We start from the raw sequence: 22,160 nt of genomic DNA, 5'->3' as shown, positions 1-22,160 counted from the left end.
GCGAAGAGGCCCGGAGGGCGGGCGCGGTGTCGCCTCACTCGATGTTCTGGATCTGTTCGCGCATCTGCTCGATCAGCACCTTGAGCTCCACCGCGCAGCGAGTGGTCTCGGCGACCACCGACTTCGATGACAGGGTGTTGGCCTCGCGATTGAGCTCCTGCATCAGGAAGTCCAGGCGGCGGCCGATCGGGCCCTTCTGCTTGAGCTGGCGCTCGACCTCGCCGACGTGGGTCTCCAGCCGGTCGAGTTCCTCGGCCACATCGGCCTTCTGGGCCAGCAGCACCAGCTCGGCCTCCAGGCGCTGGGGGTCGAGCTCGGCGCGCATCTCGGCCAGCCGGTCGAGCAGCTGGCCGCGCTGGCGCTCGAGGATCGTCGGCAGCAGGCCGCGGACCTCGTCGACCTGGGCGCGGATGCCGACCAGCCGCTCGCGGATCAGCTCGGCGAGCTGCTCGCCCTCCCGGGCGCGGCCGGCGACCAGGTCGGCCAGGGCGGCGTCGAACAGGGCGTTGGCCTCGGCCTTGATCGCCTCGAGATCGAGCCCGGGCGCCTCGAGCACGCCGGGATGGTCGAGCAGCGCCAGGGCGTCGGGCATCGGCGCCTCGGGCACGGCCTCGCGCACCTCGCCCAGCGCCGCGCCCAGGGCGCGCAGCTTGGCATGATCGACGCTGGCCTCGGCGCGGCGCTCGGCGGGCTCGAAGCGCAGCGTGCACTCGACCTTGCCACGGGCCAGGCGGCTTCTCAGGCCGTCGCGGAAGCCGGGCTCGAGATCGCGCAGGGCCTCGGGCAGGCGGAAGTGAGGGTCGAGATAGCGCTGGTTGACCGACCGCAGTTCCAGTTGCAGCCGGCCCCAGTCGGCGTCGCGATCCTGCCGTGAGAAGGCGGTCATGCTGTGCACCATGGCGGGCTCCTTGTGGGTAGGTCGGGGTCGGGGCGAGTCAGTGTAACCGATTCCCCCTTCAGGCCGTGTAGAATGGCGGGCCATCCATTTCCGACTGCGAGAGAGCTGACATGGCCGAGGACTTCCGGCGCCCCAGCGGGCGCGCCGCTGACGAGCCCCGCGAGATCCGCCTGACCCGCGACTACACCCGCCACGCCGAGGGCTCGGTGCTGGTCGAGTTCGGCGATACCAAGGTGCTGTGCAACGCCAGCGTCGAGGCCGGCGTGCCGCGCTGGCTGCGCGGCAAGAAGCAGGGCTGGGTGACCGCCGAGTACGGCATGCTGCCCCGTGCCACCCACACCCGCGGCGGCCGCGAGGCGACCCGCGGCAAGCAGGGCGGCCGCACGCTGGAGATCCAGCGGCTGATCGGCCGCTCGCTGCGCGCGGCGGTGAACCTGAAGAAGCTCGGCGAGTACACCATCACCGTGGACTGCGACGTCATCCAGGCCGACGGCGGGACCCGTACCGCGTCGATCACCGGCGGCTGCGTGGCGCTGATCGACGCCGTGCGCTATCTGCAGCGCGAGAAGCTGATCAAGGCCGACCCCTTCCATCAGCTGATCGGCTCGGTCTCGGTGGGCATCTACAACGGCGTGCCGGTGGTCGACCTGGACTACCCCGAGGACTCCCGCGCCGGCACCGACATGAACGTGGTGATGGCCGAGGGCGGCGGGCTGATCGAGGTGCAGGGCACCGCCGAGTCCGGCACCTACAGCCGCGCCGAGCTCGACGCCATGCTCGACCTGGCGGAGCAGGCCGGGGCCTCGCTGTTCGCGCATCAGCGCGAGGCGCTGGGCATCCGCGGCTGAGCAGCCTTCATTCCGGGAACGCGGATTGTCGTCGCGAGCGTTGCAGACCATCCGCGGTTCCCTAACGCAGCACGCCGGCCATCAGGCCGGCGTGCTGCGTCATGCCCGGGGCATGACGGCGACGAAGGGAGACGCGTTACAGCGGCAGGTCGTACTCGACGATCAGCGGCGCGTACTCGGAGAAGGTCGCGTCGTAGTCGATCCAGGCGTCCACCACGTGGCGGCGGAAGTTGGGGCCGACCAGCTGGTAGTCGATGCGCCAGCCTTCCTGGCGTTCGCGGGGCTGGTCCTGATCCAGCGCCGGCCACCAGGTGTACTCGCCGGCATCGCGGTTGATCTCGCGGAAGGTGTCGATGAAGCCGGTCGGGCCGAGCACCTGATCCATCCAGGCGCGCTCCTCGGGCTTGAAGCCGGGGGTCGTCTGGTTATCGGCCCAGTTTTCCAGGTCGATGGTCTTGTGGGCGATGTGCCAGGTGCCGGCGATGATGTACTCGCGGCGCTTGCGGGCCATCTTCGACAGGTATTCCTGGTACTGGGCCATGAAGGCCTGCTTGGCGGCCGGATCGCTGCCGTCGGGCATCAGGAAGCTGGCGATGCTGAAACGGTCGTAGTCGGCCTGCAGGAAGCGTGCCTCGTGGTCGCACTGCGGGAAGCCGAGGCCATACATGATCGCCTTGGGGATCTTGCGGCAGTACAGGCCGACGCCCGAGAAGCCGTCCTGCTCGGCATCGAGGAAGTAGCCCTCGTAGCCTTCCGGATAGAGGATGCTGTCGTCGAGCTCGAAGCTCTTGGCCTTGAGATTCTGCACGCAGACGACATCGGCATCCTGGTTGGCCAGCCAGTCGAGAAAGCCCCGACCCACCGCCTCTCGGATGCCATTCACATTGATGGTGGCGATTTTCATACATGGTCCCTTTTGCGTCGCGCGTGTATGATACCCGACGTTTCGACGTTTGGGTAAATGGCGTCCGCCAATAGACGTGATAGGAGGCTCCGTGGCCGCATCGACCCTGCAACCCTATCAGCAGGCCTTCATCGAGTTCGCCATCGAGCAGGGCGTGCTGCGCTTCGGCGAGTTCACCCTCAAGTCCGGGCGTACCAGCCCCTACTTCTTCAACGCCGGCCTGTTCAAGAGCGGCCGCGCCCTGGCGAAGCTGGGCCGTTTCTATGCCCAGGCCATCGCCGACAGCGGCCTCGAGGCCGACGTGCTGTTCGGCCCGGCCTACAAGGGCATTCCCCTGGCCGCGACCACCGCGGTGGCGCTGGCGGATCATCATGACCGCGACCTGCCCTATGCGTTCAATCGCAAGGAGGCCAAGGCCCACGGCGAAGGCGGCAACATCGTCGGCGCGGCGCTGGCCGGCCGCATCCTGATCATCGATGACGTCATCACCGCCGGCACCGCGATCCGCGAGGTGATGGGGCTGATCGGGGACGCCGGCGCCGAGGCCGCCGGCGTGGTGGTGGCGCTGGACCGCCAGGAGCGCGGCGGCGACGACAGCGACCCGCGCAGCGCCATCCAGCAGGTCGAGGCCGCCTACGGCATGCCGGTGGTGAGCATCGTCACCCTGGACATGGTGCTCGAGTACCTCGAGGTCCATGCCGGCGACGAACTGCGCGGCCACGCCGAGGCGATCCGCGCCTATCGCGACCGCTACGGCATCGCGGGCGACTGAGCCCGCCCGCCAGGGCGCCGAGACCGGCCGCCCGCTCGCTGCCTCGGGCCCCGTTTCGGGGCCCGAGTGCGTTGGCGGCCCTGTCCTCCCCGCCGTCTACAGGAGTCATCGATGCTCGACGTGGTGCTCTACCAGCCCGAGATCCCGCCCAACACCGGCAACCTGATCCGCCTGTGCGCCAACACCGGCTTCCGGCTGCACCTGATCGAGCCGCTGGGCTTCACCCTCGACGACAAGCGGCTGCGCCGCGCCGGCCTCGACTATCATGAGTGGGCCCGGGTGCGGGTGCATGCCGACTGGGCGGCCTTCCTCGCCGAGGTGGCGCCGAGGCGGGTATTCGCGGTCTCGACCCGCGGCCGCACCGGCTACCACGAGCCGGCCTACTGCGAGGGCGACGCCCTGGTATTCGGCCCCGAGACCCGCGGCCTGCCCCAGGCGATGCTCGACGCCCTGCCCGAATCGCAGCGCCTGCGCATTCCCATGCTGGCCGAGAGCCGCAGCCTGAATCTGTCCAACGCCGCCGCGGTGCTGGTCTTCGAGGCCTGGCGACAGCTGGAATTCGTGGGGGCCGGCCTTCCGGGGGCCGCGCTTCCCGAAAGCGAGTCGATCGCCGCGCCGAGGAGTGACGCATGACCGAGAGCATCGCCAGTCGCATCGCCAAGCTCAACCCGCGCCAGCAGGAGGCGGTGCGCGCCATCGACGGGCCCTGCCTGGTGCTGGCCGGCGCCGGCTCGGGCAAGACCAGCGTGATCACCACCAAGATCGCCTACCTGGTGCAGGAGTGCGGCATGAGCGCCCGGCGCATCGCCGCGGTGACCTTCACCAACAAGGCCGCCCGCGAGATGAAGGAGCGGGTCGGCAAGATGCTCCAGGGCCGCCAGGGTCACGGCCTGACGGTGTCGACCTTCCACACCCTCGGCCTCAACATCATCCGCGGCGAGCTCAAGGCGCTGGGCTACAAGCCGGGCTTCTCGCTGTTCGACCCCGAGGATGCCAAGGCGCTGCTGCGCGACCTGATGAACAAGGACGCCCAGGTCGACGCCGAGGCGATCAACCAGGTCCAGGCGACCATCTCCAACTGGAAGAACGACCTGGTGCTGCCCGGCCAGGCGCTCTCTCATGCCAACAGCGAGGACGAGCTGTTCGCCGCCCGGGTCTACGAGGCCTACGGCCGCCACCTCAAGGCCTACAACGCGGTCGACTTCGACGACCTGATCCTGCTGCCGGTGACCCTGCTGCGCGACGACCCCGAGGCCCTCTCTCGGTGGCGCAAACGCATCCACTACATGCTGGTCGACGAGTATCAGGACACCAACGTCAGCCAGTACCAGCTGGTGCAGCTGCTGATGGCCGAGCGCCAGACCTTCACCGTGGTCGGCGACGACGACCAGTCGATCTATGCCTGGCGTGGCGCGCGGCCCGAGAACCTGGTGACCCTGGGCGAGGACTTCCCGCGCCTGAACGTGATCAAGCTGGAGCAGAACTACCGCTCCACCGGCACCATCCTGCGCGCGGCCAACACCCTGATCGCCAACAACCCCCACGTCTACGAGAAGACCCTGTGGTCGGACATGGGGCAGGGCGCGGCGATCCGGGTGGTGGTCAATCGCCACGAGGAGGCCGAGGCCGAGCGGGTGGCCAGCGAGATCCTCACCCGGCGCATCAAGGAGCGCGCCGAATGGCGCGACTTCGCGGTGCTCTACCGCGGCAACTTCCAGGCCCGGCTGCTGGAGCTGAAGCTGCAGCACTACCAGATTCCCTACAAGCTCTCCGGCGGCACCTCCTTCTTCTCGCGCAACGAGATCAAGGACGCCATGGCCTACCTGCGGCTGTTGATCAATCCGGCCGACGACAACGCCTTCCTGCGCATCGTCAACGTGCCGCGCCGCGAGATCGGCCCCAGCACCCTGGAGAAGCTCGCCAACTACGCCACCGAGCGTGGCGGCTCGCTGTTCGCCGCCTGCCAGGAGCTGGGGCTGGCCGAGCTGCTGCCGGTGAGAGCCGTCGAAAGGCTGGGGAGATTCACCCACTTCATCGAGGGCGTGCGCCGGCGCATGGACGGCGGCGATGCCATCGAGGCCATCCGCGACATGCTGCGCGAGATGGACTACGAGGCCTGGCTCTACCAGAACGCCAGCGCGCCGACCATCGCCGAGCGGCGCATGGCCAACGTCTGGACGCTGATCGACCAGCTCGAGAAGTCGATGGGCGCCGACCCCGACGAGGACACCGCCAGCACGGCCACCGAGACCGACGGCGTGGAGGCGGCGATCTCGCGGCTGGTGCTGCGCGACATCCTCGAGCAGCAGGCCGAGGAGGACGACTCCGACCGCGTGCAGCTCTTGACCATGCACGCCTCCAAGGGCCTCGAGTTTCCCCACGTCTACCTGATGGGGCTGGAGGAGGAGCTGCTGCCGCACCGCAACGCCATCGAGGTGGGCACGGTCGAGGAGGAGCGGCGCCTGGCCTACGTGGGCATCACCCGGGCGCGGCGCACCCTGACCATGACCCTGGCGCGCCAGCGCAAGGCCTACGGCGAGCTGATGGACTGCACGCCGAGCCGCTTCCTCGACGAGCTGCCGGAAGACGCCCTGGAGTGGGAAGGCCGGGCCGACCGCGAGGACCCGGAGAAGAAGCAGGCCCGCGGCAAGGACGCCATCGCCGGGCTGCGCTCGCTGCTGAACTGACGGCGATCCAGGCCAGCGGAACGACGAGCGGGGCGCCACCGGGCGCCCCGCTTTTTTATGTCTACCGTTTCCGTCGTTGCCGGCCTGGCGCGAGCGTCACTGTGCCTCGCCGACCATGTAGTCGACGATGGCCTTGATCTCCTCGTCGGGCAGGCCGGCGCCGCCCTTGGGCGGCATGGTGCCGATGCCGTTGATGGCGCTGGCGTAGAGGGTCTCCATGCCCTTGTCGATGCGCGGTGCCCAGGCCTCGGTGTCGCCGAGCTTGGGCGCCCCGGCGACGCCGGCGGCATGGCAGGCGGCGCAGGGCGCGCTGGCGTAGAGGGCCTCGCCGTCCGCGCCGCTCTCGGCCGGCGCCGCGTCACTGGCGGTGGCGCTGGCGTCTTCGTCGGGCGCGGCCGCGGTGTCGTCGGCGGCCGGCACGTCCATCACCGGCTCGACCAGATAGGCCACCGCGGCGCGCACCTCCGCATCCGAAAGGTTGGGATTGCCGCCGCGGGCCGGCATGGCGTTGAAGCCGTTGAGGGCGTGGTCGAGCAGGGTGGCGAAGCCCTTGCCGGTGCGCTCGGCCCAGGCCGCCTCGTCGCCGCGGATCGGGGAGCCGGCGGCACCGGTCTCGTGGCAGGCCATGCAGATGCTGCCATAGATGCCCTCGCCGTCGATGGCATCGCCGGCGGTGCCGGTGTCGCCGGCGCCGGCCGAGGCCATGGCGGTGCCGCAGTCCTCGCCCTCCAGGCACAGCTGGCCCACCGGCGCCAGGCGCTCGGCGAGGGCCTCGCGGTCCACCTCCTGCTGGGCATGGGCCGAGGCCGCGGTCACCAGGCCGAGCAACGTCAGGCATCCCAGGATCAGCTTGCTGGCATTCACTCTCACCACCTCTCATTGACGGTCTTGTTATCGGATCACGGACGGCGGCGTGATGGGCGCAGTATAGCGACAGTCCCCCGCCCGGAAAATGTCGCCGATCAACTGCGCGGCGAACGAGGCCGGTGAGGGAAGCCAGCGGGGGGAGCCGCGGAGGCCAACGCAGCAGCGGCGACCCGAGGGCCGCCGCTGGTGGACCTGGTTCGGGGCATCGCCCGGGATGCCCCGTGGGGGCCGCGGCCTACCGCGGCGCCGATATCGGCACTTACACCGGCTCCATGGCGTAGCGCAGGATGGCCGCCGCGCCGCTGTTGCCGGGCATCAGCTCGCTGGGCACGAAGACCACGTCGCCGTCGGTGTTGATGACGTGCCGCGCGACCGCGTCGAGCACGTCCTCCGAGCCGGTGCGATCGTAGTCGACCCTGCCGCCTTCGCTATCGACGGTGCCCTCGATGCGGGCCTCCTCGTCGATCAGCAGTGTGCCGACCTGGCCGATGGTGGCCGAGTAGGCGATCTGCTCGAGATCGCTCTCGCCTTCGCCCTGGGCGGCCTTCTGCTGGTACTGCTCGATGAGGCGTTCGAGGTCGGTGCGCGTGGCGCGCTGGGCCACCTCGCGGGAGAGTTCGCTCAGCCGGTGCTGGCGAATCGCCTCGAAGGGCTCCTGATCCACGCCCTGCTCGAGAAGCTGGGGATGCTCGCTGACCTCGCGGAACAGGCCCTGATGCTCGGCGACCATGGCCAGCACCAGCGGGCGCTGCCGGGGATCGGCGTGATGGTCGCGGATGGCCTTGTCGACGGCCTGGAAGTACTGCTTGAGGTCCGTGCTGTCGTCGCCGCTGCGGTCGCCGTCCTTGCGGTTGGCCGAGGTCTCGGTCTTGCCCAGCGCCTCGCCCATGCCCCGCGGCACGTTGCTGTGCAGCGCCACCTCGGTCAGCTGGTCCTGGTTGCCGTCGTACAGCGCCACGTCATGCAGACTGACGCACAGCACGCGGTACTGCATCCAGTGGGAGGCCTCGCGCAGCGCGGGGCGCAGGTGGAAGGCATCGCCCACGATGGCCTGGGCCTTCTCGGGGCGGGTCATCATCTTCCTGACCTCGAAGCGCTCGGGCGAGACGAAGACCGCCAGGCCATTCTGCTGGTGGGTCCAGAAGGCCTCGTCCGTGCCGACGCTTTCCAGTCGTTCGATCAGCTCGGCGCGCAGCGACTTGTCGATGTCCTGACGCTCGAGCTCGTGTGCCGCCTCCTTGATCTGATCCTTGTAGAGGATTCGGTTTTCCTCGCGATAGTTGGAGACGGGGGTGGTGGGAACGTAGAGACTGATGCACGGCGATTCCTTCGCCTCGAGCAGCCCGTCGATGTCCTGCCATTGAAGTACCGGTGCCTGAGTCTCGTTTGCCGTCGCTGTTGCGTTAGCCATGGAGCACTCCTGAGTTCTCGGTTGATGTCATCCTTGTCCTCCATGACCTGACGATGAGCACCGGGGAATTCAAGGCGTCGGTATCGTTTGCACATTTCGCGCACGCGTCTCTCGCCCCGCCGGCGCCGAGAGACGCCGTCTGCCGCCCGGCCAGGGCCGCGTCACGGCTAGACAGTCGACAGGCGGCAAGGTAGGATGTGCCTCGCTCGGTGGCGCCAGCCCTCGAGCACCGCGCGCCCTTAGCTCAGCTGGATAGAGCGTCGCCCTCCGGAGGCGAAGGTCAAAGGTTCGAATCCTTTAGGGCGCGCCACCGAATCTCGAAAGGGCCCACGGTTATCCGTGGGCCCTTTTTCGTTCGCCTCGCCTTTGTCCACAGCGCCTCGTTATCCACACCCCCTTTGCCGGCCGCGCGAGATGAAAGAGACGTGCTCGGCCCGGTATGCTCTCCGACTGGCTCACCGCAATGAGAACCCGCCGACCGATGCGGGGCACAAGGATGCGCACATGACCCTGCCCGACTACTCCTGGCTCGCCTGGACGCTGATCGTGCTCTCCACCTATCTCACCGGTGTCTCCAAGGGCGGTTTCGCCGGCGGCTTCGGCACCCTCTCGGTCCCGCTGATGGCGCTGGCCATCGGGCCCATCGAGGCGGCGGGCCTGCTGCTGCCGCTGCTGCTGGTGATGGATGCGCTGGCGGTGAAGGCCTGGTGGGGGCATCAGGACATGGCCGAGGTGAAGCGTCTGCTGCCGGGGCTGGCCATCGGCGTGGCGGCGGCGAGCCTGGTAGCGGGCAGCCTGAACGAGGATCACGTGCGCCTGCTGCTGGGCGTGATCTCGTTGCTGTTCGTCGCCTACATGATCGCCAAGCCCGCCTCGTCGCGGCCGATCCGCGCCTTCTGGGCCTGGCCGGCGGGGATCGCCACCGGGATCACCAGCTTCATCGCCCATGCCGGGGCGCCGCCGATGAACCTCTATCTGGTGCCGCGTCACCTGCCCAAGATGACCTTCATCGCCACCACGACCCTGATGTTCGCCTCCGTCAATCTGATGAAGCTGCCGCCCTACCTGGTGCTCGGCGAGATCAACCTGACCAGCATCTGGGCCTCGCTGGTGCTGGTGCCGGTGGCCTGGGCGGGGGTGCGCAGCGGCCTGTGGCTGCAGCATCGCGTCAACGAGCGGCTGTTCTACCGGCTGGTGGTGCTGGCCATGGCGATCGTCGGCGTGCAGCTGATCGTCAAGGCGCTGGGGTAGGCTGGGTGCTCGAGGCCGAGGTTTTAAGTTGGGCGGTAGCCTGCCGAACTCTGACAGTGACCGTTGCCATCTTAAAGACATCAAACACTGATATAACATCATTCAGGATACCGCCAAGCAGGCTTATCCCCGTAGCGGCAAGATGTCCGGCTCGCCAATTTGGTGTTGTGACTCCCCAGCTCAGTATTCGGAGCTCTCGTCGAGCAGTCTAAGGCGTACATGTACCGGCCCCTGCGACCTGAAAAGGAGGCGCCATGCAGAACGGAGATCGGTCAGAGCAGGCGACGGCCGAACAGCTCGACGAGCTGGCGCGGATACTCGACGAGGGCGCGATCACGCCGCTGTTCCAGCCCATCGTCGATGCCGGCTGCCAGGGCATCTTCGGCTACGAGGCGCTGGCACGCGGCCCCGAAGGATCGCCGCTGCACTCGCCGGTGGCGCTGTTCGACTGCGCCCGCCAGGCGGGGCGGCTGCTGGCGCTGGACCTGCTGTGCCGCCGGCGGGCCATCGAGGCCTTCGCCCAGGGCGGGCTGCCCGGGCGGCTGTTTCTCAACGTGATGCCGGCCTCGCTGCTCGAGCACGACTTCCGCGAGGGGCTGACCCGCGCCTACCTGGACGGCGTGGGGCTGTCGCCGGAGCGGGTGGTGATCGAGCTCACCGAGCACCTGCCGATCCACGACTATGCGCTGATGCGCCAGGCCGTGGATCACTACCGCCGCATGGGCTTCCAGGTGGCGCTGGACGACCTGGGCGCCGGCTATTCGAGCCTGCGTCACTGGGCCGAGCTGCGTCCGGATTTCGTCAAGGTGGACCGCCACTTCGCCCACGGCATCGATCGCGATCCGGGCAAGTGCCAGTTCCTGAACTCGCTGCTCGATGTGTCGAAGAGCCTCGGCTGCCAGGTCATCGCCGAGGGCATCGAGACCGACGGCGAGCAGCGCTGCCTGTGGGAGATGAACTGCACCCTGATGCAGGGCTATCACTTCGCCCGGCCGTCGCGGCATCCGCCGACCCGGCTCGAGCCCACCCTGCCGGCGCGCCAGGAGGTGTCCGGCTCCTTCGGCACCACGGCCGCCATGCTGTGCCGGCATCTGGAGCCGGTGCGTCAGGGCACGCCGGTGCCCGAGGTGGTGGAGCGTTTCCGCCACGATCCGGAACTGCGCTGCCTGGCGGTGCTGGACGACGACGATCGCCCGGTGGGCGTGGTGCGCCAGCACGAGTTCCTGGGCGTGTTCGCCAATCCCTTCAGCCACTCGCTGCATGCCCGGCGGGCCATCGACGAGCTGATGGATCGCCGCATGCTGGTGGCCGAGGCCTCGATGCCGCTGGAGGCGCTGAGCCGGCGCATCACCGGTTCGCCCAAGGCGGGCCGGGACGACTTCGTGATCGTCGACGACGCGGGCCGCTATCGCGGCCTGGGGCAGATCATCGATCTGCTACGCGAGATCACCGCGATCCAGGTGCGCACGGCGCGCCAGGCCAACCCGCTCACCGGCCTGCCCGGCAACGAGGCGATCCACGACACCCTGGCCGCCTGCCTGGCCCGGGGGTGCGCCTTCGTCGCCGTCTATGCCGACCTCGATGCCTTCAAGGCCTACAACGATGCCTACGGCTATGCCCGGGGCGACCAGGTCATCCTCTCGCTGGGACGGATGCTGCAGGAGGAAGTCGGCGAGGAGGGCTTCGTCGGCCACGTGGGTGGCGACGACTTCATGCTGGTGCTGCCGGAGGCATCGGCCCGGGAGCGCTGCGAGGCGATCCTGTCGCGCTTCGCACACTTCGCGCCAGAGTTCTATTCGTCGGCGCATCGCGAGGCCGGCGGCTTTCCGGGCCACGATCGCGAGGGGCGTGAGCGCTTCGTGCCGCTGATGTCGCTGTCGCTGGCCTATCACGCCGTCGCGCCCGGGGCAGAGAAGACCGCCATGGACATCGGCAATGTGCTCGCCGAGCTGAAGGGGCAGGCCAAGCGTCAGCCCGGCAACAGCCTGTTCATTGACCGTCGTCAACAGGACGCCGGGTAAGCCTGTCGCTGAAAAGTGACATTGCGCTAGATTGAGGGGTTCCCCTTTGATGCGGTAAGCGAATGGACTCGGATCAGCTGCTCAACACCCACGCCCTCTCCGTCGAACGGATCATGAACACCGGCCTGCTCAGCTGCGGGCCGGACACGCCGCTGTGCGAGGCCGCCACGCGCATGAGCCAGCGGCGCTGCAGCGCGATCCTGGTAGTCGAGGAGGGGCGGACCCTGGGCATCTGGACCGAGCGCGACAGCCTGGCCCTCGACTTCGCCGATCCCGAATCGATGCGCCGTCCGGTCGGTGAGGTGATGAGCCGCCCGGTGGTCACCATCGGCCGCGGCGTGTCGGTGGGCGAGGTCGCCGCCCGCTTCGCCCGGCTGGGCTATCGCCACCTGCTGGTGGTGGACGACGATGGGCGGCCGCTGGGCATGGTGTCCCAGAGCGACGTGGCGCTGAACCAGGGCCTCGAGCCCTATCTGCGGCTGCGCGAGGTGAAGGGCGCCATGCGGCGCTCGCCGCTGGTGCTGTCGAGCGCGCTCGGCCTGGCCGAGGCGGCGCGCCGGATGCGCAATGCCGGCGCCGAGGCCGCCGTGGTGGAGGATGCGTCGCGCTCGCTGGGCATCCTCACCGAACGCGATCTGGTGCGCTTCGTCGCCCGTCATCCGGGCTCGATGAGCGTCGGCGAGCTGGCCAGCCGCCCGCTGATGACCATCGGCGCCGACGAGCCGCTGATCCGCGCCCGGGAGGCGCTGGTCGGCGAGGGCGTGCGCCACCTGGCGGTGCTCGATGCGTCGGGCGAGGTGAATGGCCTGCTCGGCTTTCAGGACCTGCTCGCCGGGGTCGAGCACGGCTACCTGCAGGACCTGCGCGAGGCGCTCGAGGCGCGCGACCGGGCGCTGGCCGAATCGCGGGAGAGCCTGCAGCTGGCCGAGCGGGTCATCGATGCCTCGCTGGAAGGCATCATCATCACCGACCCGCAGACGCGCATCCGCTTCGTCAATCCGGCCTTCACCCACATGACCGGATACTCCCTCGAGGAGGTGGTCGGCCATACGCCGGCGGTGCTGTCCTCCGGGCGCCATGACGCGGCCTTCTACCGCGACATGTGGGACACGCTGCAGCAGAGCGGCTTCTGGCGCGGCGAGATCTGGAACCGCCGCAAGAGCGGCGAGCTCTACCTGGAGCTGCTGACCATCTCGGCGATCCGCGACGAACGCGGCGAGGTCAGCCACTATGCCGCGCTGTTCACCGACATCACTCATATCCGCGAGAACGAGGAGCGGGTGCGCCACCTGGCCTACTACGATCCGCTCACCGGGCTGCCCAATCGGCGCCTGCTCGACGACCGGCTGTCGCTGGCGATTCGCCACACCCACCGCCAGGGGCGGCGCCTGGCGGTGCTGTTCCTGGATCTGGATCACTTCAAGCAGGTCAACGATTCGCTGGGCCATGCCGTGGGCGACGAGCTTCTGGTGCGGCTCACCGAGCGCCTGCAGCATCACCTGCGCGAGGATGACACCCTGGCGCGGCTGGGCGGCGACGAGTTCATCGTGCTGCTGCCCGACGTGAAGGAGGTCGACGAGGTGACCCGGGTGGCGCGGCGGCTGATCGAGGCGGCGAGCGCGCCCTTCGAGCTGCGCTCGCATCGCTTCCGGGTCGGCTGCAGCCTGGGCATCAGCGTCTATCCCGACGATGGCGACACGCCCGAGCGGCTGGTGAAGCGGGCCGATGCGGCCATGTACCGGGCCAAGCAGGAGGGGCGGAACACCTACCGGCTCTATCGCGCCGAGATGCACGTCGAGGATCACCAGCACCTGGCCCTGGAGACGGCGCTGCGCAACACCGCCGAGACCGGCGAGGGGCTGTCCGTTCACTACCAGCCGCTGATCGACCGCGACAGCGGCGAGGTGCAGGGTGCCGAGGCGCTGCTGCGCTGGCGCGCGCCGGGGCTCGGCGAGGTGTCGCCGGGGGACTTCATTCCGCTGGCCGAGCGCTCCGGGCTGATCCTGCCGCTGGGGCGGCGGCTGATGCGGCTGGTGGCCGGTCAGCTCCGGGCCTGGCGGGAGGCCGGCCTGACGCCGCCGCGGGTGGCGATCAACCTCTCGGCGCGCCAGTTCTGGCAGGCCGATCTGGTCGCCGAGGTGCGCCGGCTCTACGAGGAGCACGATCTGCCGCCGGGCCAGATCGGCTTCGAGCTCACCGAGAGCACCCTGCTCGATCAGCACCAGCAGGCCGTGGCCACCCTAGCGGCCCTTCGTGACCTGGGCTGCATGCTCGCCATCGACGACTTCGGCACCGGCTACTCCTCGCTGAGCTATCTGCAAGAGCTGCCGGTCACGACGCTGAAGATCGACCGCTCCTTCATCCGCGGCCTGGGCGAGTCCCGGGGCAGTGGCGCCATCCTCGCCGCGGTGACGGGCCTGGCCCGGGAGCTCGGCCTGCGGGTGGTGGCCGAGGGCGTGGAGACCGAGGCCCAGCTCGAGGCGCTCGCCACCTATCACGTCACCCTGATCCAGGGCTTTCTCACCGGCCGGCCGGTGCCGGTGGAGACCTTCCGCGAGCGCTACCTGAGCCGGGCGACCGCCTAGGCGTCGCCGCGTCCTGAGCGTCAGCGCCGCTTCAGGCGGCTCAGGAAGTCGTCGAGATCCAGCAGCGAGTCCTGCCGCGAGCCGTCCCGTCGCTCGGCGGCCTCGGCCGGCGGGGCCCGGCGCGGCTCGGAGGCGGGCCGTGTCCGGCCGGGCGAAGGCGGCCTCGAGCGGGCGACCTCCAGCCCGGTGGCGATCAGCGAGACCCGCAGCCGGCCCGCCATGTCGGGATCGAGGGCGGTGCCGACCACCCGCATGGCGTCTTCGCCGGCCAGTTCGGCGACCTGGCGCCCCACCTCGTCGAAGTCGGCCAGGCTCAGATCGGCGCCGGCGGTGATGCTGACCAGCACGCCGGCGGCCTCGGCCAGGTCGGTGGCCTCCAGCAGCGGATGCTCCAGGGCCGCGCGCACCGCCGCGCCGGCGCGATCCTCGCCCGTGCCCTCGCCGGTGCCGATGCGCGCCCGGCCGGGCCGGCGCATCACCGCGGCCACGTCGGCGAAGTCGATGTTGATCAGCCCCGGCCGGGTGATGACCTCGGCGATGCCGGTCACCGCCTCGCGCAGCACGTCGTTGACGGCGGCGAAGGCGCGCATCATCGAGGCACCGTGGCCGAGGGTCGGCAGCAGGCGGTCGTTGGGCACCACGGCCAGACAGTCGACCCGGCCGTCGAGCGCCGCGATGGCCTCGTCGGCGGCCCGTTGGCGCCGCTGGCCCTCGAAGCCGAAGGGGCGCGTCACCACGGCCACGGTCAGCAGGCCCATCTCGCGGGCCAGGTCGGCGATGGCCGGGGTCGCGCCGCTGCCGGTGCCCCCGCCCATGCCGGCCATCAGGAACACCAGGTCGGCGCCGGCCAGCCGGGCGCGCAGGCCGTCGCGACTCTCCTCGGCGGCCTGCCGGCCGGCCTCGGGGTCGGCCCCGGCGCCGAGGCCGCGGGTGGTGGCGCTGCCGATGGGCATCGCCACGCCCTGGGGCAGCAGCTCGAGGGCCTGACGGTCGGTGTTCACGGCGATGGCGTCGATGCCGTCGAGATCGGTGGTGTCGATCAGGTGGCGGACGGCATTGCCGCCGCCGCCGCCGATGCCGACCACCTTGAGGGCGGCGGGATATTCCTGGGGAAACTGTGGGTCGCTCATGCGTCCTGTCGCGGGGTCGGTGAGGAAGAGGGCGTCTCCCCATCATCGGCCAAAGTGCCGCCTCCTTGAAAGGTCTGAAGCGCGCCTCGCAGGGCGCGGGGAGATCGGCGGCACGCGCCGACGGCTAAAGTCGGCGCGTACCGTGGCCGATAGCAGGGGAGCTCCCGGTTCCTGGCAGCCGTGGACCGCTACAAGACCAACTCCCCATGACCCATGAGAGTGACCATGCTGACTTCCCTGCGCTTGCGTATCTCGAACGCCGCCGCCGCGGCGCTGCCGGATGCGTGGGCCCGCCGCGGCGAGCCCGCCTGATCACGGGCAGCGTCTCGCCCCGTCTTCAGGACTGGTGGGGCAGGTCGATCTCGTCGCTGCAGCGGATGCCTTCGGTCATCTGCCGGCACAGCTTGAGGAACTCGCGCATGCCGGGCGCCAGGTACTTGTGGCGATGCCAGATGAAGGCGAACTGACGGCTCAGGTCCAGGTCGGGGGTGGGGAGCGGCACCAGGCTGCCGCGGCGGAAGGCGTCGCGCAGCGCCAGGCGCGAGACGCAGCCGATCCCCAGCCCCGACTCCACGGCGCGCTTGATGCCTTCGGTGTGCTCCAGCTCGAGCAGGGTGTTGAAGCGACCGCGCCGGTGCCGGGCGGCCTGCTCCAGGGTCAGCCGGGTGCCGGAGCCTTCCTCGCGCATGATCCAGTCCTCGCGCAGCAGCCGGTCTAGCTCCACCGGGCCCTGGCCGGCCAGCGGATGGCCCGGGGCGCAGAACACCGCCAGCTCGTCCTCCACCCAGGGCTGGGTGATCACTTCCTCGTCCTCGCACTGGCCCTCGATCAGGCCCAGGTCCAGCTCGTGGTGGCGCACGCCGTCGATGATGGTGCGGGTGTTGCGTACCTGCAGGCGGATGCGGCTGCCCGGATGCTGCTGCATGAAGTCGCTGATCAGCAGCGTGGCCAGGTAGTTGCCGATGGTCAGGGTGGCGCCCACATCAAGGGTGCCGACGCCCTGCTGGCCGCGCAGCAGTTCCTCGACCTCCTCGGCACGGTCGAGCAGCGCCACGGCCTTGGGCAGCAGCTGGAAGCCCAGGGCGTTGAGCTTGAGGCGCTTGCCGATGCGGTCGAGCAGGCGGCAGTCGAACTGGCGTTCCAGCTCGGCCAGGGCGGTGCTGGCCGCCGACTGGGACAGCGCCAGGGCGCGGGCGGCGTGGGAGACGCTCTCGTGCTGGGCCACGGCCACGAACACCTCGAGCTGGCGCAGGGTATAGCGCATGGGGCGGGCTCCGGATCAGTATATCTGGAGTATAGATAAGCTTTATCCATACAACCCATTTAACAGATATCCTGCCGTCTCTTAGAATCCACTGCAAAGATCAATCGGCGCAATTATGAGTTTTTGGTATATGCGCTCTCGCGATACATAGGAGTCGGCATGAGCAAGTTCGCCCTGGAAGAAGTCCTCAGCGTTCATCACTGGAACGACACCCTGTTCAGCTTCAAGACCACTCGCGAGCGCAGCCTGCGCTTCAAGAACGGTCAGTTCGTGATGATCGGCCTGGAAGTCGACGGCAAGCCGCTGATGCGCGCCTACTCCGTGGCCAGCCCCAACTACGAGGATCACCTGGAGTTCTTCTCCATCAAGGTGCCGGACGGCCCGCTGACCTCACGCCTGCAGCACCTCAAGGTCGGCGACCAGATCATGGTCAGCCGCAAGCCCACCGGTACCCTGGTCACCGACGACCTGCTGCCGGGCCGCAACCTCTACCTGCTGTCCACCGGCACCGGCCTGGCGCCGTTCATGAGCCTGATCCAGGATCCGGAGGCCTACGAGCGCTTCGAGAAGATCGTGCTGATCCACGGCGTGCGCACCGTCAGCGAGCTGGCCTATGCCGACTTCATCACCAAGGAACTGCCGGCCCACGAGTACCTGGGCGAGGAGATCAGCGAAAAGCTGGTCTACTACCCCACCGTGACCCGTGAGGAGTTCCACACCATGGGCCGCCTGACCGACCATATCCGCAGCGGCAAGCTGGCCGAGGACACCGGCCTGCCGCCGCTGGACCCGAAGCAGGACCGCGCCATGATCTGCGGCAGCCCGGCCATGCTCGACGAGACCAGCGCGCTGCTGGACGAGCTGGGCTTCAACATCTCGCCGCGCCTCGGCGAGCCGGGCGACTACGTCATCGAGCGCGCCTTCGTCGAGAAGTAAGCGGCCAGCGCCGAGCTACAAGAAAACCCCGAAGGTTGAGCCTTCGGGGTTTTCTTTTGCTTCCGGCGATTTCAGCTTGCCGCTTAGACGGCGTCCTTGTCCGTCTCGCCGGTGCGAATGCGGATGACCTGCTCCAGGGCGGTGACGAAGATCTTGCCATCGCCGATCTTGCCGGTGTTCGCGACCTGGGTGATGGCGTCGATCACCTGCTCGGTCATCGGCTCGTCCACGGCCACCTCGAGCTTCACCTTGGGCAGGAAGTCGACGACGTACTCGGCGCCGCGATAGAGCTCGGTGTGGCCCTTCTGACGGCCGAAGCCCTTGACCTCGGTGACGGTGATGCCCTGGACGCCGATGTCGGAGAGCGCCTCGCGGACGTCGTCGAGCTTGAACGGTTTGATGATGGCGGTCACCAGCTTCATGGTCATCTCCTCGATGGTTCGTATCCGATGGCGCCACTCGCCATCCCTGACGGAATCATTGTGCCAGAGCATACACCCACGGCGTGAAGAACAAAAAAATGGCCCCGCGAGGGGCCATTTCGTGTTGCCGTCAGGGCGGGGCGATCAGGAGCGCGCGGCCATGTGCGACTGGCCGGCGCTTTCGCTGCGGGCACGACCGGAGGAGCCGCCGCCACCGTGCACCTTGGAGACGGTGAACTCGGGGTAGGCCTCGAGACCGCACTCGGCCAGGTCGACGCCCTCGTATTCCTCTTCCTCGCTGACGCGGACGCCCATGATCGCCTTGATGATCAGCCACACCACCAGGCTGGCGAGGAAGACCCAGGCGAAGATGCCGAGGATGCCGATGATCTGGGCGCCGAAGGAGGCACCGTCGTTGGTCAGCGGCACGGCGAGCACGCCCCAGATGCCGACCACGCCGTGGGCGGAGATGGCACCGACCGGGTCATCGAGCTTCAGCTTGTCGAGGCTGATGATGGAGACCACCACCAGCAGGCCACCGACGGCACCGATCAGGGTGGCGCCCAGGGCGCTGGGCGACAGCGGATCGGCGGTGATGGACACCAGGCCGGCGATGGCGCCGTTCAGGGCCATGGTCAGGTCGGCCTTGCGGAACCAGGCCTTGGCCAGGATCAGCGCGGCGATCACGCCGCCGGCGGCCGCGGCGTTGGTGTTCACCAGCACCTGGGCCATGTTGTTGGCGGAGCTCACGTCGGACACCTTCAGCTCGGAGCCGCCGTTGAAGCCGAACCAGCCCATCCACAGGATGAAGGTACCCAGGGTGGCCAGAGGCATGTTGGCGCCGGGGATGGCGAAGATGCTGCCGTCCTTGCCGTACTTGCCCTTGCGCGGGCCGAGCACCAGCACGCCGGCCAGCGCCGCGGCCGCACCGGCCATGTGCACGATGCCGGAACCGGCATAGTCGGAGAAGCCGAGCTCGGAGAGCCAGCCGCCGCCCCAGGTCCAGTAGCCGGAGACCGGGTAGATGACGCCGGTCATCACCACGGCGAAGGCCAGGAAGGCCCACAGCTTCATGCGCTCGGCCACGGCACCGGAGACGATGGACATGGCGGTGGCCACGAACACGACCTGGAAGAAGAAGTCGGCGCGCATGGAGTAGTAGGGGGCGTCGTCGCCGCCGGCGGTGACCGCGGCCACGGTGTTGTCGTCACCCAGCAGGAAGCCCAGGTTGGGCAGGATGCCGCCCGCGTCGCCGGAGTACATCAGGTAGTAGCCCAGCAGCAGGTACATGGTGCAGGCGATGGCGAACAGGGCGATGTTCTTGGTCAGGATCTCGGCGGTGTTCTTGGACCGCACCAGGCCGGCCTCGAGCATCGAGAAGCCCGCGGCCATCCACATCACCAGGACGCCGCAGATCAGGAAGTAGAAGGTATCGAGCGCATAGCTCAGCTCGGTAATCTCGTTCATGGCTGTCACTCCAGACGGAAAGGGAGAGAGGCGGTCGGGTTAGACGGCGTCGGCACCGCGCTCGCCGGTACGGATGCGGATGACATCCTCGAGCGGGGTCACGAAGACCTTGCCGTCGCCGATCTTGCCGCTGTTGGCGGCGCTGCAGATGGCGTCCAGCACGGTGTCGAGGCGGCCATCATCGACGGCGATCTCGACCTTGACCTTGGGCAGGAAGTCGACGACGTACTCGGCGCCGCGATAGAGCTCGGTGTGGCCCTTCTGGCGGCCGAAGCCCTTGACCTCGGTGACGGTGATGCCCTGAACGCCGTTGTCGGCGAGCGCCTCGCGCACGTCGTCGAGCTTGAAGGGCTTGATAATGGCGGTAATCAGCTTCATCCCGGATCTCCCCATTGGATGAGCGCGGGCTGCTCCGCGCGGTGTGTGTGCAGGTTTTCCTGTCATTGCTTAAAACGTGCCACTAAACCGAATTTGTCATGGTTTTCATGATCTTGTTTTTCCAACCTGACCCGATGGTGAGATTCTGGTGCAGGCGGGGCAGGGCGCCGTGCACTGATTTGATGCCGGTGAGCGATCGCTTCGCACCATCCGGGGGCGAAGCCCGCGGCACGCGGGAATGCGCCCGTCGAACGGCTTGCGTATCCTTGGAGTCAGCCCCATTCCACTCAGGAGAGAGATCATGGTCAGCCAAGACCGCATCGGCCGCCTGGCCCAGCAGATCGGCGAGCGCCTGCAGGGCGCCTCACAGGCGCCGGAAGACGTGCAGAAAGGCATTCAGCAGGTGGTGCGCGGCGCCTTCGACCGGCTCGAGCTGGTGTCGCGGGAGGACTTCGACATCCTGATGGACGTGCTGCAGCGCACCCGCGGCCGGGTCGAGGCGCTGGAGCAGCAGGTCGCCGCCCTGGAAGAGGCGCTGGACGCCAGCCGCTCGGGCGGCGAGGTGCCGGCCGTGGCGGACGAGGCCTCGATCGATGCTGCGGCAGCCGATGCTGCGGCAGCCGGTGCTGCGGCAGCCGGTGCGGCGGCGGACGAGGAGCCCCCGTCCTCCCCCGAGGAAGGCGCCGGCGAGTCCGGCCGCTGATCCCGAGCCGCCACCGGGCGGTCCCCGCCGTGCTGAACTAGCCTTAAGGGCAGAATCAGCGCGAGGGACCGCCGATGACCCTGTCGATCGTTCGCACCCGGGCCGGTCTCGGCCTCGAGGCCCCCGAGGTGCTGGTGGAAGTGCATCTGGCCAACGGCCTGCCCGGCATCACCCTGGTCGGGCTGCCGGAGACGGCCGTCAGGGAGAGCCGCGAGCGGGTGCGCAGTGCGCTCGTCAACGCCGGCTTCGACTTCCCGCTGCGTCGCATCACCCTCAACCTCGCGCCCGCCGACCTGCCCAAGGAAGGCGGGCGCTTCGATCTGCCCATCGCCCTGGGGATATTGGTGGCCTCGGGGCAGATTCCCGCCGCGGCGCTGGCCGAGACCGAATGCGCGGGCGAGCTCGCTCTGGACGGGGCGCTGCGCCCGGTGGCCGGGGTGCTGCCGCTGGCGCTGGCCACGCGCCGTGCCGGGCGGCGGCTGATCGTGCCCCGGGCCAACGCCGATGAGGCGGCGCTGGCCGGCGGCCTCGAGGTGCTGCCCGCCGATCATCTGCTCGAGGTGGTGGCGCACCTGCTGGGGCAGGCGCCGATCGCGCCCCATCGGGCGTCGCGTCCCGCCGAGGCCCCGTTGGCGGGGGCCGACCTCGCCGAGGTGCGGGGCCAGCATCAGGCCCGGCGGGCCCTGGAGGTCGCCGCCAGCGGCGGCCACAACCTGCTGCTGGCCGGCCCGCCCGGCACCGGCAAGACCATGCTGGCCAGTCGCCTGCCCGGCATCCTGCCGCCGCTGACCGAGGACGAGACCCTGGAGGTGGCGGCGGTGCGCTCGGTGTGCGGGCTGCCGCTCGACGAGGGCTGGGGGCGCCGGCCCTTCCGGGCGCCCCACCACACCGCCAGCGCGGTGGCGCTGGTCGGCGGCGGGTCGCGGCCCAGGCCCGGCGAGATCTCGCTGGCCCACCGCGGCGTGCTGTTTCTCGACGAGCTGCCCGAATTCCCCCGCCAGGTGCTCGAGGTGATGCGCGAGCCCATGGAATCCGGGCGCATCCATATCGCCCGCGCCAGCCACGAGCGGCGCTATCCGGCGCGCTTCCAGCTGGTGGCGGCGATGAACCCCTGCCCCTGCGGCCATCTCGGCGATCCACGCCGGGCCTGCCACTGCACCGCCGCCCAGATCCAGCGCTATCAGGCGCGACTCTCCGGCCCGCTGCTCGACCGCATCGACCTGCAGGTGGAAGTGCCGGCGCTGCCGCCGGAGCAGCTCACCGCCCATGAGCGAGGCGAGCCCTCGGAGGCGGTGCGCGAGCGGGTGCTGGCGGCCCGCGAGCGCCAGTGGGCGCGCGGCGCGCTCAACGCCCATCTGGCCAGCCGCGAGCTGGAGGACGCCTGCGCGCTGAACGGGGCGGATCGGGCCTGGCTGGCCGGGGTGCTGGAACGGCTGAACCTCTCGGCGCGGGCCTATCACCGGGTGCTGCGGGTGGCGCTGACCCTGGCCGACCTGGCCGGCGAGGCACGCCCCGGGCGCGAGCAGCTGATCGAGGCGATCGGCTATCGCCAGCTCGATCGGCTGCTGCAGGGGCGCTGAAGGGAAGAGGTGTCGGCCTTGTCCGGGGGCTGGTCC

At 69.2% G+C, this 22,160-nt stretch carries 19 protein-coding genes and 1 tRNA gene; 11 read left to right on the top strand and 9 right to left on the bottom strand.

The window, feature by feature from the left end:
- Positions 1 to 34 precede the first annotated feature (34 nt).
- Positions 35 to 898, bottom strand: coding sequence for a YicC/YloC family endoribonuclease (locus tag UYS_RS0212805; RefSeq protein WP_016855918.1), 864 nt, complete (start codon positions 896 to 898; stop codon positions 35 to 37).
- A 110-nt stretch (positions 899 to 1,008) separates the two neighbouring features.
- Here UYS_RS0212805 and rph point away from each other — a divergent pair, with 110 nt between their 5' ends.
- On the top strand, positions 1,009 to 1,746 hold the full coding sequence (rph, locus tag UYS_RS0212800; RefSeq protein ID WP_016855917.1) for a ribonuclease PH: 738 nt from the start codon (positions 1,009 to 1,011) through the stop codon (positions 1,744 to 1,746).
- Between the two features lie 136 nt (positions 1,747 to 1,882).
- Here the strand turns inward: rph and UYS_RS0212795 are convergent, their stop codons facing one another.
- Positions 1,883 to 2,650, bottom strand: coding sequence for an exodeoxyribonuclease III (locus UYS_RS0212795; protein WP_016855916.1), 768 nt, complete (start codon positions 2,648 to 2,650; stop codon positions 1,883 to 1,885).
- Between the two features lie 91 nt (positions 2,651 to 2,741).
- Here UYS_RS0212795 and pyrE point away from each other — a divergent pair, with 91 nt between their 5' ends.
- The 3 genes from pyrE to rep all read left to right on the top strand — a co-directional run bounded on the left by pyrE (position 2,742) and on the right by rep (position 6,109).
- Positions 2,742 to 3,422, top strand: a complete 681-nt coding sequence (pyrE, locus tag UYS_RS0212790; protein WP_016855915.1) for an orotate phosphoribosyltransferase — start codon at positions 2,742 to 2,744, stop codon at positions 3,420 to 3,422.
- Positions 3,423 to 3,533: 111 nt separating this feature from the next.
- The gene (trmL, locus tag UYS_RS0212785; protein ID WP_016855914.1) at positions 3,534 to 4,055 is read left to right on the top strand and encodes a tRNA (uridine(34)/cytosine(34)/5-carboxymethylaminomethyluridine(34)-2'-O)-methyltransferase TrmL; all 522 of its coding nucleotides are present in this window, start codon (positions 3,534 to 3,536) and stop codon (positions 4,053 to 4,055) included.
- Complete coding sequence (rep, locus tag UYS_RS0212780; protein ID WP_016855913.1) at positions 4,052 to 6,109, top strand: DNA helicase Rep; 2,058 nt, start codon at positions 4,052 to 4,054, stop codon at positions 6,107 to 6,109. Before trmL ends, rep begins: the two co-directional genes overlap by 4 nt.
- Positions 6,110 to 6,205: 96 nt before the next feature.
- On the opposite strand, the gene UYS_RS0212775 is transcribed toward rep, so the two are convergent.
- Positions 6,206 to 6,973: a c-type cytochrome gene (locus tag UYS_RS0212775; RefSeq protein WP_016855912.1), complete on the bottom strand. Its 768-nt coding sequence runs from the start codon at positions 6,971 to 6,973 to the stop codon at positions 6,206 to 6,208.
- Between the two features lie 262 nt (positions 6,974 to 7,235).
- On the bottom strand, positions 7,236 to 8,387 hold the full coding sequence (locus UYS_RS0212770; protein ID WP_016855911.1) for a baeRF3 domain-containing protein: 1,152 nt from the start codon (positions 8,385 to 8,387) through the stop codon (positions 7,236 to 7,238).
- Between the two features lie 233 nt (positions 8,388 to 8,620).
- Between UYS_RS0212770 and UYS_RS0212765 the strand changes: the two genes are divergently transcribed.
- The 4 genes from UYS_RS0212765 (at position 8,621) to UYS_RS0212750 (ending at position 14,244) form a co-directional block, all read left to right on the top strand.
- Positions 8,621 to 8,697 (top strand) — tRNA-Arg (locus UYS_RS0212765).
- A gap of 194 nt (positions 8,698 to 8,891) precedes the next feature.
- Positions 8,892 to 9,638: a sulfite exporter TauE/SafE family protein gene (locus UYS_RS0212760; RefSeq protein ID WP_016855910.1), complete on the top strand. Its 747-nt coding sequence runs from the start codon at positions 8,892 to 8,894 to the stop codon at positions 9,636 to 9,638.
- Between the two features lie 254 nt (positions 9,639 to 9,892).
- On the top strand, positions 9,893 to 11,659 hold the full coding sequence (locus UYS_RS0212755; RefSeq protein WP_016855909.1) for a bifunctional diguanylate cyclase/phosphodiesterase: 1,767 nt from the start codon (positions 9,893 to 9,895) through the stop codon (positions 11,657 to 11,659).
- 62 nt (positions 11,660 to 11,721) lie between these two features.
- Positions 11,722 to 14,244: an EAL domain-containing protein gene (locus UYS_RS0212750; protein ID WP_016855908.1), complete on the top strand. Its 2,523-nt coding sequence runs from the start codon at positions 11,722 to 11,724 to the stop codon at positions 14,242 to 14,244.
- Positions 14,245 to 14,264: 20 nt separating this feature from the next.
- Here UYS_RS0212750 and ftsZ read toward each other — a convergent pair whose 3' ends face one another.
- Positions 14,265 to 15,374: a cell division protein FtsZ gene (ftsZ, locus tag UYS_RS17405; protein WP_016855907.1), complete on the bottom strand. Its 1,110-nt coding sequence runs from the start codon at positions 15,372 to 15,374 to the stop codon at positions 14,265 to 14,267.
- 337 nt (positions 15,375 to 15,711) lie between these two features.
- The gene (locus UYS_RS0212735) at positions 15,712 to 16,638 is read right to left on the bottom strand and encodes a LysR family transcriptional regulator (protein WP_016855906.1); all 927 of its coding nucleotides are present in this window, start codon (positions 16,636 to 16,638) and stop codon (positions 15,712 to 15,714) included.
- A gap of 159 nt (positions 16,639 to 16,797) precedes the next feature.
- Here UYS_RS0212735 and UYS_RS0212730 point away from each other — a divergent pair, with 159 nt between their 5' ends.
- Positions 16,798 to 17,574, top strand: a complete 777-nt coding sequence (locus tag UYS_RS0212730; protein ID WP_016855905.1) for a ferredoxin--NADP reductase — start codon at positions 16,798 to 16,800, stop codon at positions 17,572 to 17,574.
- A gap of 83 nt (positions 17,575 to 17,657) precedes the next feature.
- Here the strand turns inward: UYS_RS0212730 and glnK are convergent, their stop codons facing one another.
- From glnK to UYS_RS0212715, 3 genes are all read right to left on the bottom strand, one after another.
- Positions 17,658 to 17,996, bottom strand: a complete 339-nt coding sequence (gene glnK, locus UYS_RS0212725; protein ID WP_016855904.1) for a P-II family nitrogen regulator — start codon at positions 17,994 to 17,996, stop codon at positions 17,658 to 17,660.
- 144 nt (positions 17,997 to 18,140) lie between these two features.
- Positions 18,141 to 19,463, bottom strand: coding sequence for an ammonium transporter (locus UYS_RS17400; RefSeq protein ID WP_016855903.1), 1,323 nt, complete (start codon positions 19,461 to 19,463; stop codon positions 18,141 to 18,143).
- Between the two features lie 39 nt (positions 19,464 to 19,502).
- Positions 19,503 to 19,841, bottom strand: coding sequence for a P-II family nitrogen regulator (locus UYS_RS0212715; protein ID WP_016855902.1), 339 nt, complete (start codon positions 19,839 to 19,841; stop codon positions 19,503 to 19,505).
- 301 nt (positions 19,842 to 20,142) lie between these two features.
- Here UYS_RS0212715 and UYS_RS18890 point away from each other — a divergent pair, with 301 nt between their 5' ends.
- A complete protein-coding gene (locus tag UYS_RS18890; protein WP_016855901.1) occupies positions 20,143 to 20,544 on the top strand; it encodes an accessory factor UbiK family protein in 402 nt (133 codons plus the stop codon).
- Between the two features lie 74 nt (positions 20,545 to 20,618).
- Positions 20,619 to 22,124, top strand: coding sequence for a YifB family Mg chelatase-like AAA ATPase (locus UYS_RS0212705; protein WP_016855900.1), 1,506 nt, complete (start codon positions 20,619 to 20,621; stop codon positions 22,122 to 22,124).
- The last annotated feature ends 36 nt before the right edge of the window (positions 22,125 to 22,160 follow it).

It is taken from the genome of Halomonas smyrnensis AAD6 (genome assembly GCF_000265245.1).
Lineage (GTDB): Bacteria > Pseudomonadota > Gammaproteobacteria > Pseudomonadales > Halomonadaceae > Halomonas > Halomonas smyrnensis.
The sequence above is the reverse complement of the archived record's forward strand: the minus strand, read 5'-3'. Positions and strand labels throughout refer to the sequence as shown.

Coding starts and splice junctions, on each gene's coding strand:
- UYS_RS0212805 (WP_016855918.1), bottom strand. CDS start 898: ATGGTGCACAGCATGACCGCCTTCTCACGGCAGGATCGCGACGCCGAC.
- rph (WP_016855917.1), top strand. CDS start 1,009: ATGGCCGAGGACTTCCGGCGCCCCAGCGGGCGCGCCGCTGACGAGCCC.
- UYS_RS0212795 (WP_016855916.1), bottom strand. CDS start 2,650: ATGAAAATCGCCACCATCAATGTGAATGGCATCCGAGAGGCGGTGGGT.
- trmL (WP_016855914.1), top strand. CDS start 3,534: ATGCTCGACGTGGTGCTCTACCAGCCCGAGATCCCGCCCAACACCGGC.
- rep (WP_016855913.1), top strand. CDS start 4,052: ATGACCGAGAGCATCGCCAGTCGCATCGCCAAGCTCAACCCGCGCCAG.
- UYS_RS0212770 (WP_016855911.1), bottom strand. CDS start 8,387: ATGGCTAACGCAACAGCGACGGCAAACGAGACTCAGGCACCGGTACTT.
- UYS_RS0212760 (WP_016855910.1), top strand. CDS start 8,892: ATGACCCTGCCCGACTACTCCTGGCTCGCCTGGACGCTGATCGTGCTC.
- UYS_RS0212755 (WP_016855909.1), top strand. CDS start 9,893: ATGCAGAACGGAGATCGGTCAGAGCAGGCGACGGCCGAACAGCTCGAC.
- UYS_RS0212750 (WP_016855908.1), top strand. CDS start 11,722: ATGGACTCGGATCAGCTGCTCAACACCCACGCCCTCTCCGTCGAACGG.
- ftsZ (WP_016855907.1), bottom strand. CDS start 15,374: ATGAGCGACCCACAGTTTCCCCAGGAATATCCCGCCGCCCTCAAGGTG.
- UYS_RS0212735 (WP_016855906.1), bottom strand. CDS start 16,638: ATGCGCTATACCCTGCGCCAGCTCGAGGTGTTCGTGGCCGTGGCCCAG.
- UYS_RS0212730 (WP_016855905.1), top strand. CDS start 16,798: ATGAGCAAGTTCGCCCTGGAAGAAGTCCTCAGCGTTCATCACTGGAAC.
- glnK (WP_016855904.1), bottom strand. CDS start 17,996: ATGAAGCTGGTGACCGCCATCATCAAACCGTTCAAGCTCGACGACGTC.
- UYS_RS17400 (WP_016855903.1), bottom strand. CDS start 19,463: ATGAACGAGATTACCGAGCTGAGCTATGCGCTCGATACCTTCTACTTC.
- UYS_RS0212715 (WP_016855902.1), bottom strand. CDS start 19,841: ATGAAGCTGATTACCGCCATTATCAAGCCCTTCAAGCTCGACGACGTG.
- UYS_RS18890 (WP_016855901.1), top strand. CDS start 20,143: ATGGTCAGCCAAGACCGCATCGGCCGCCTGGCCCAGCAGATCGGCGAG.
- UYS_RS0212705 (WP_016855900.1), top strand. CDS start 20,619: ATGACCCTGTCGATCGTTCGCACCCGGGCCGGTCTCGGCCTCGAGGCC.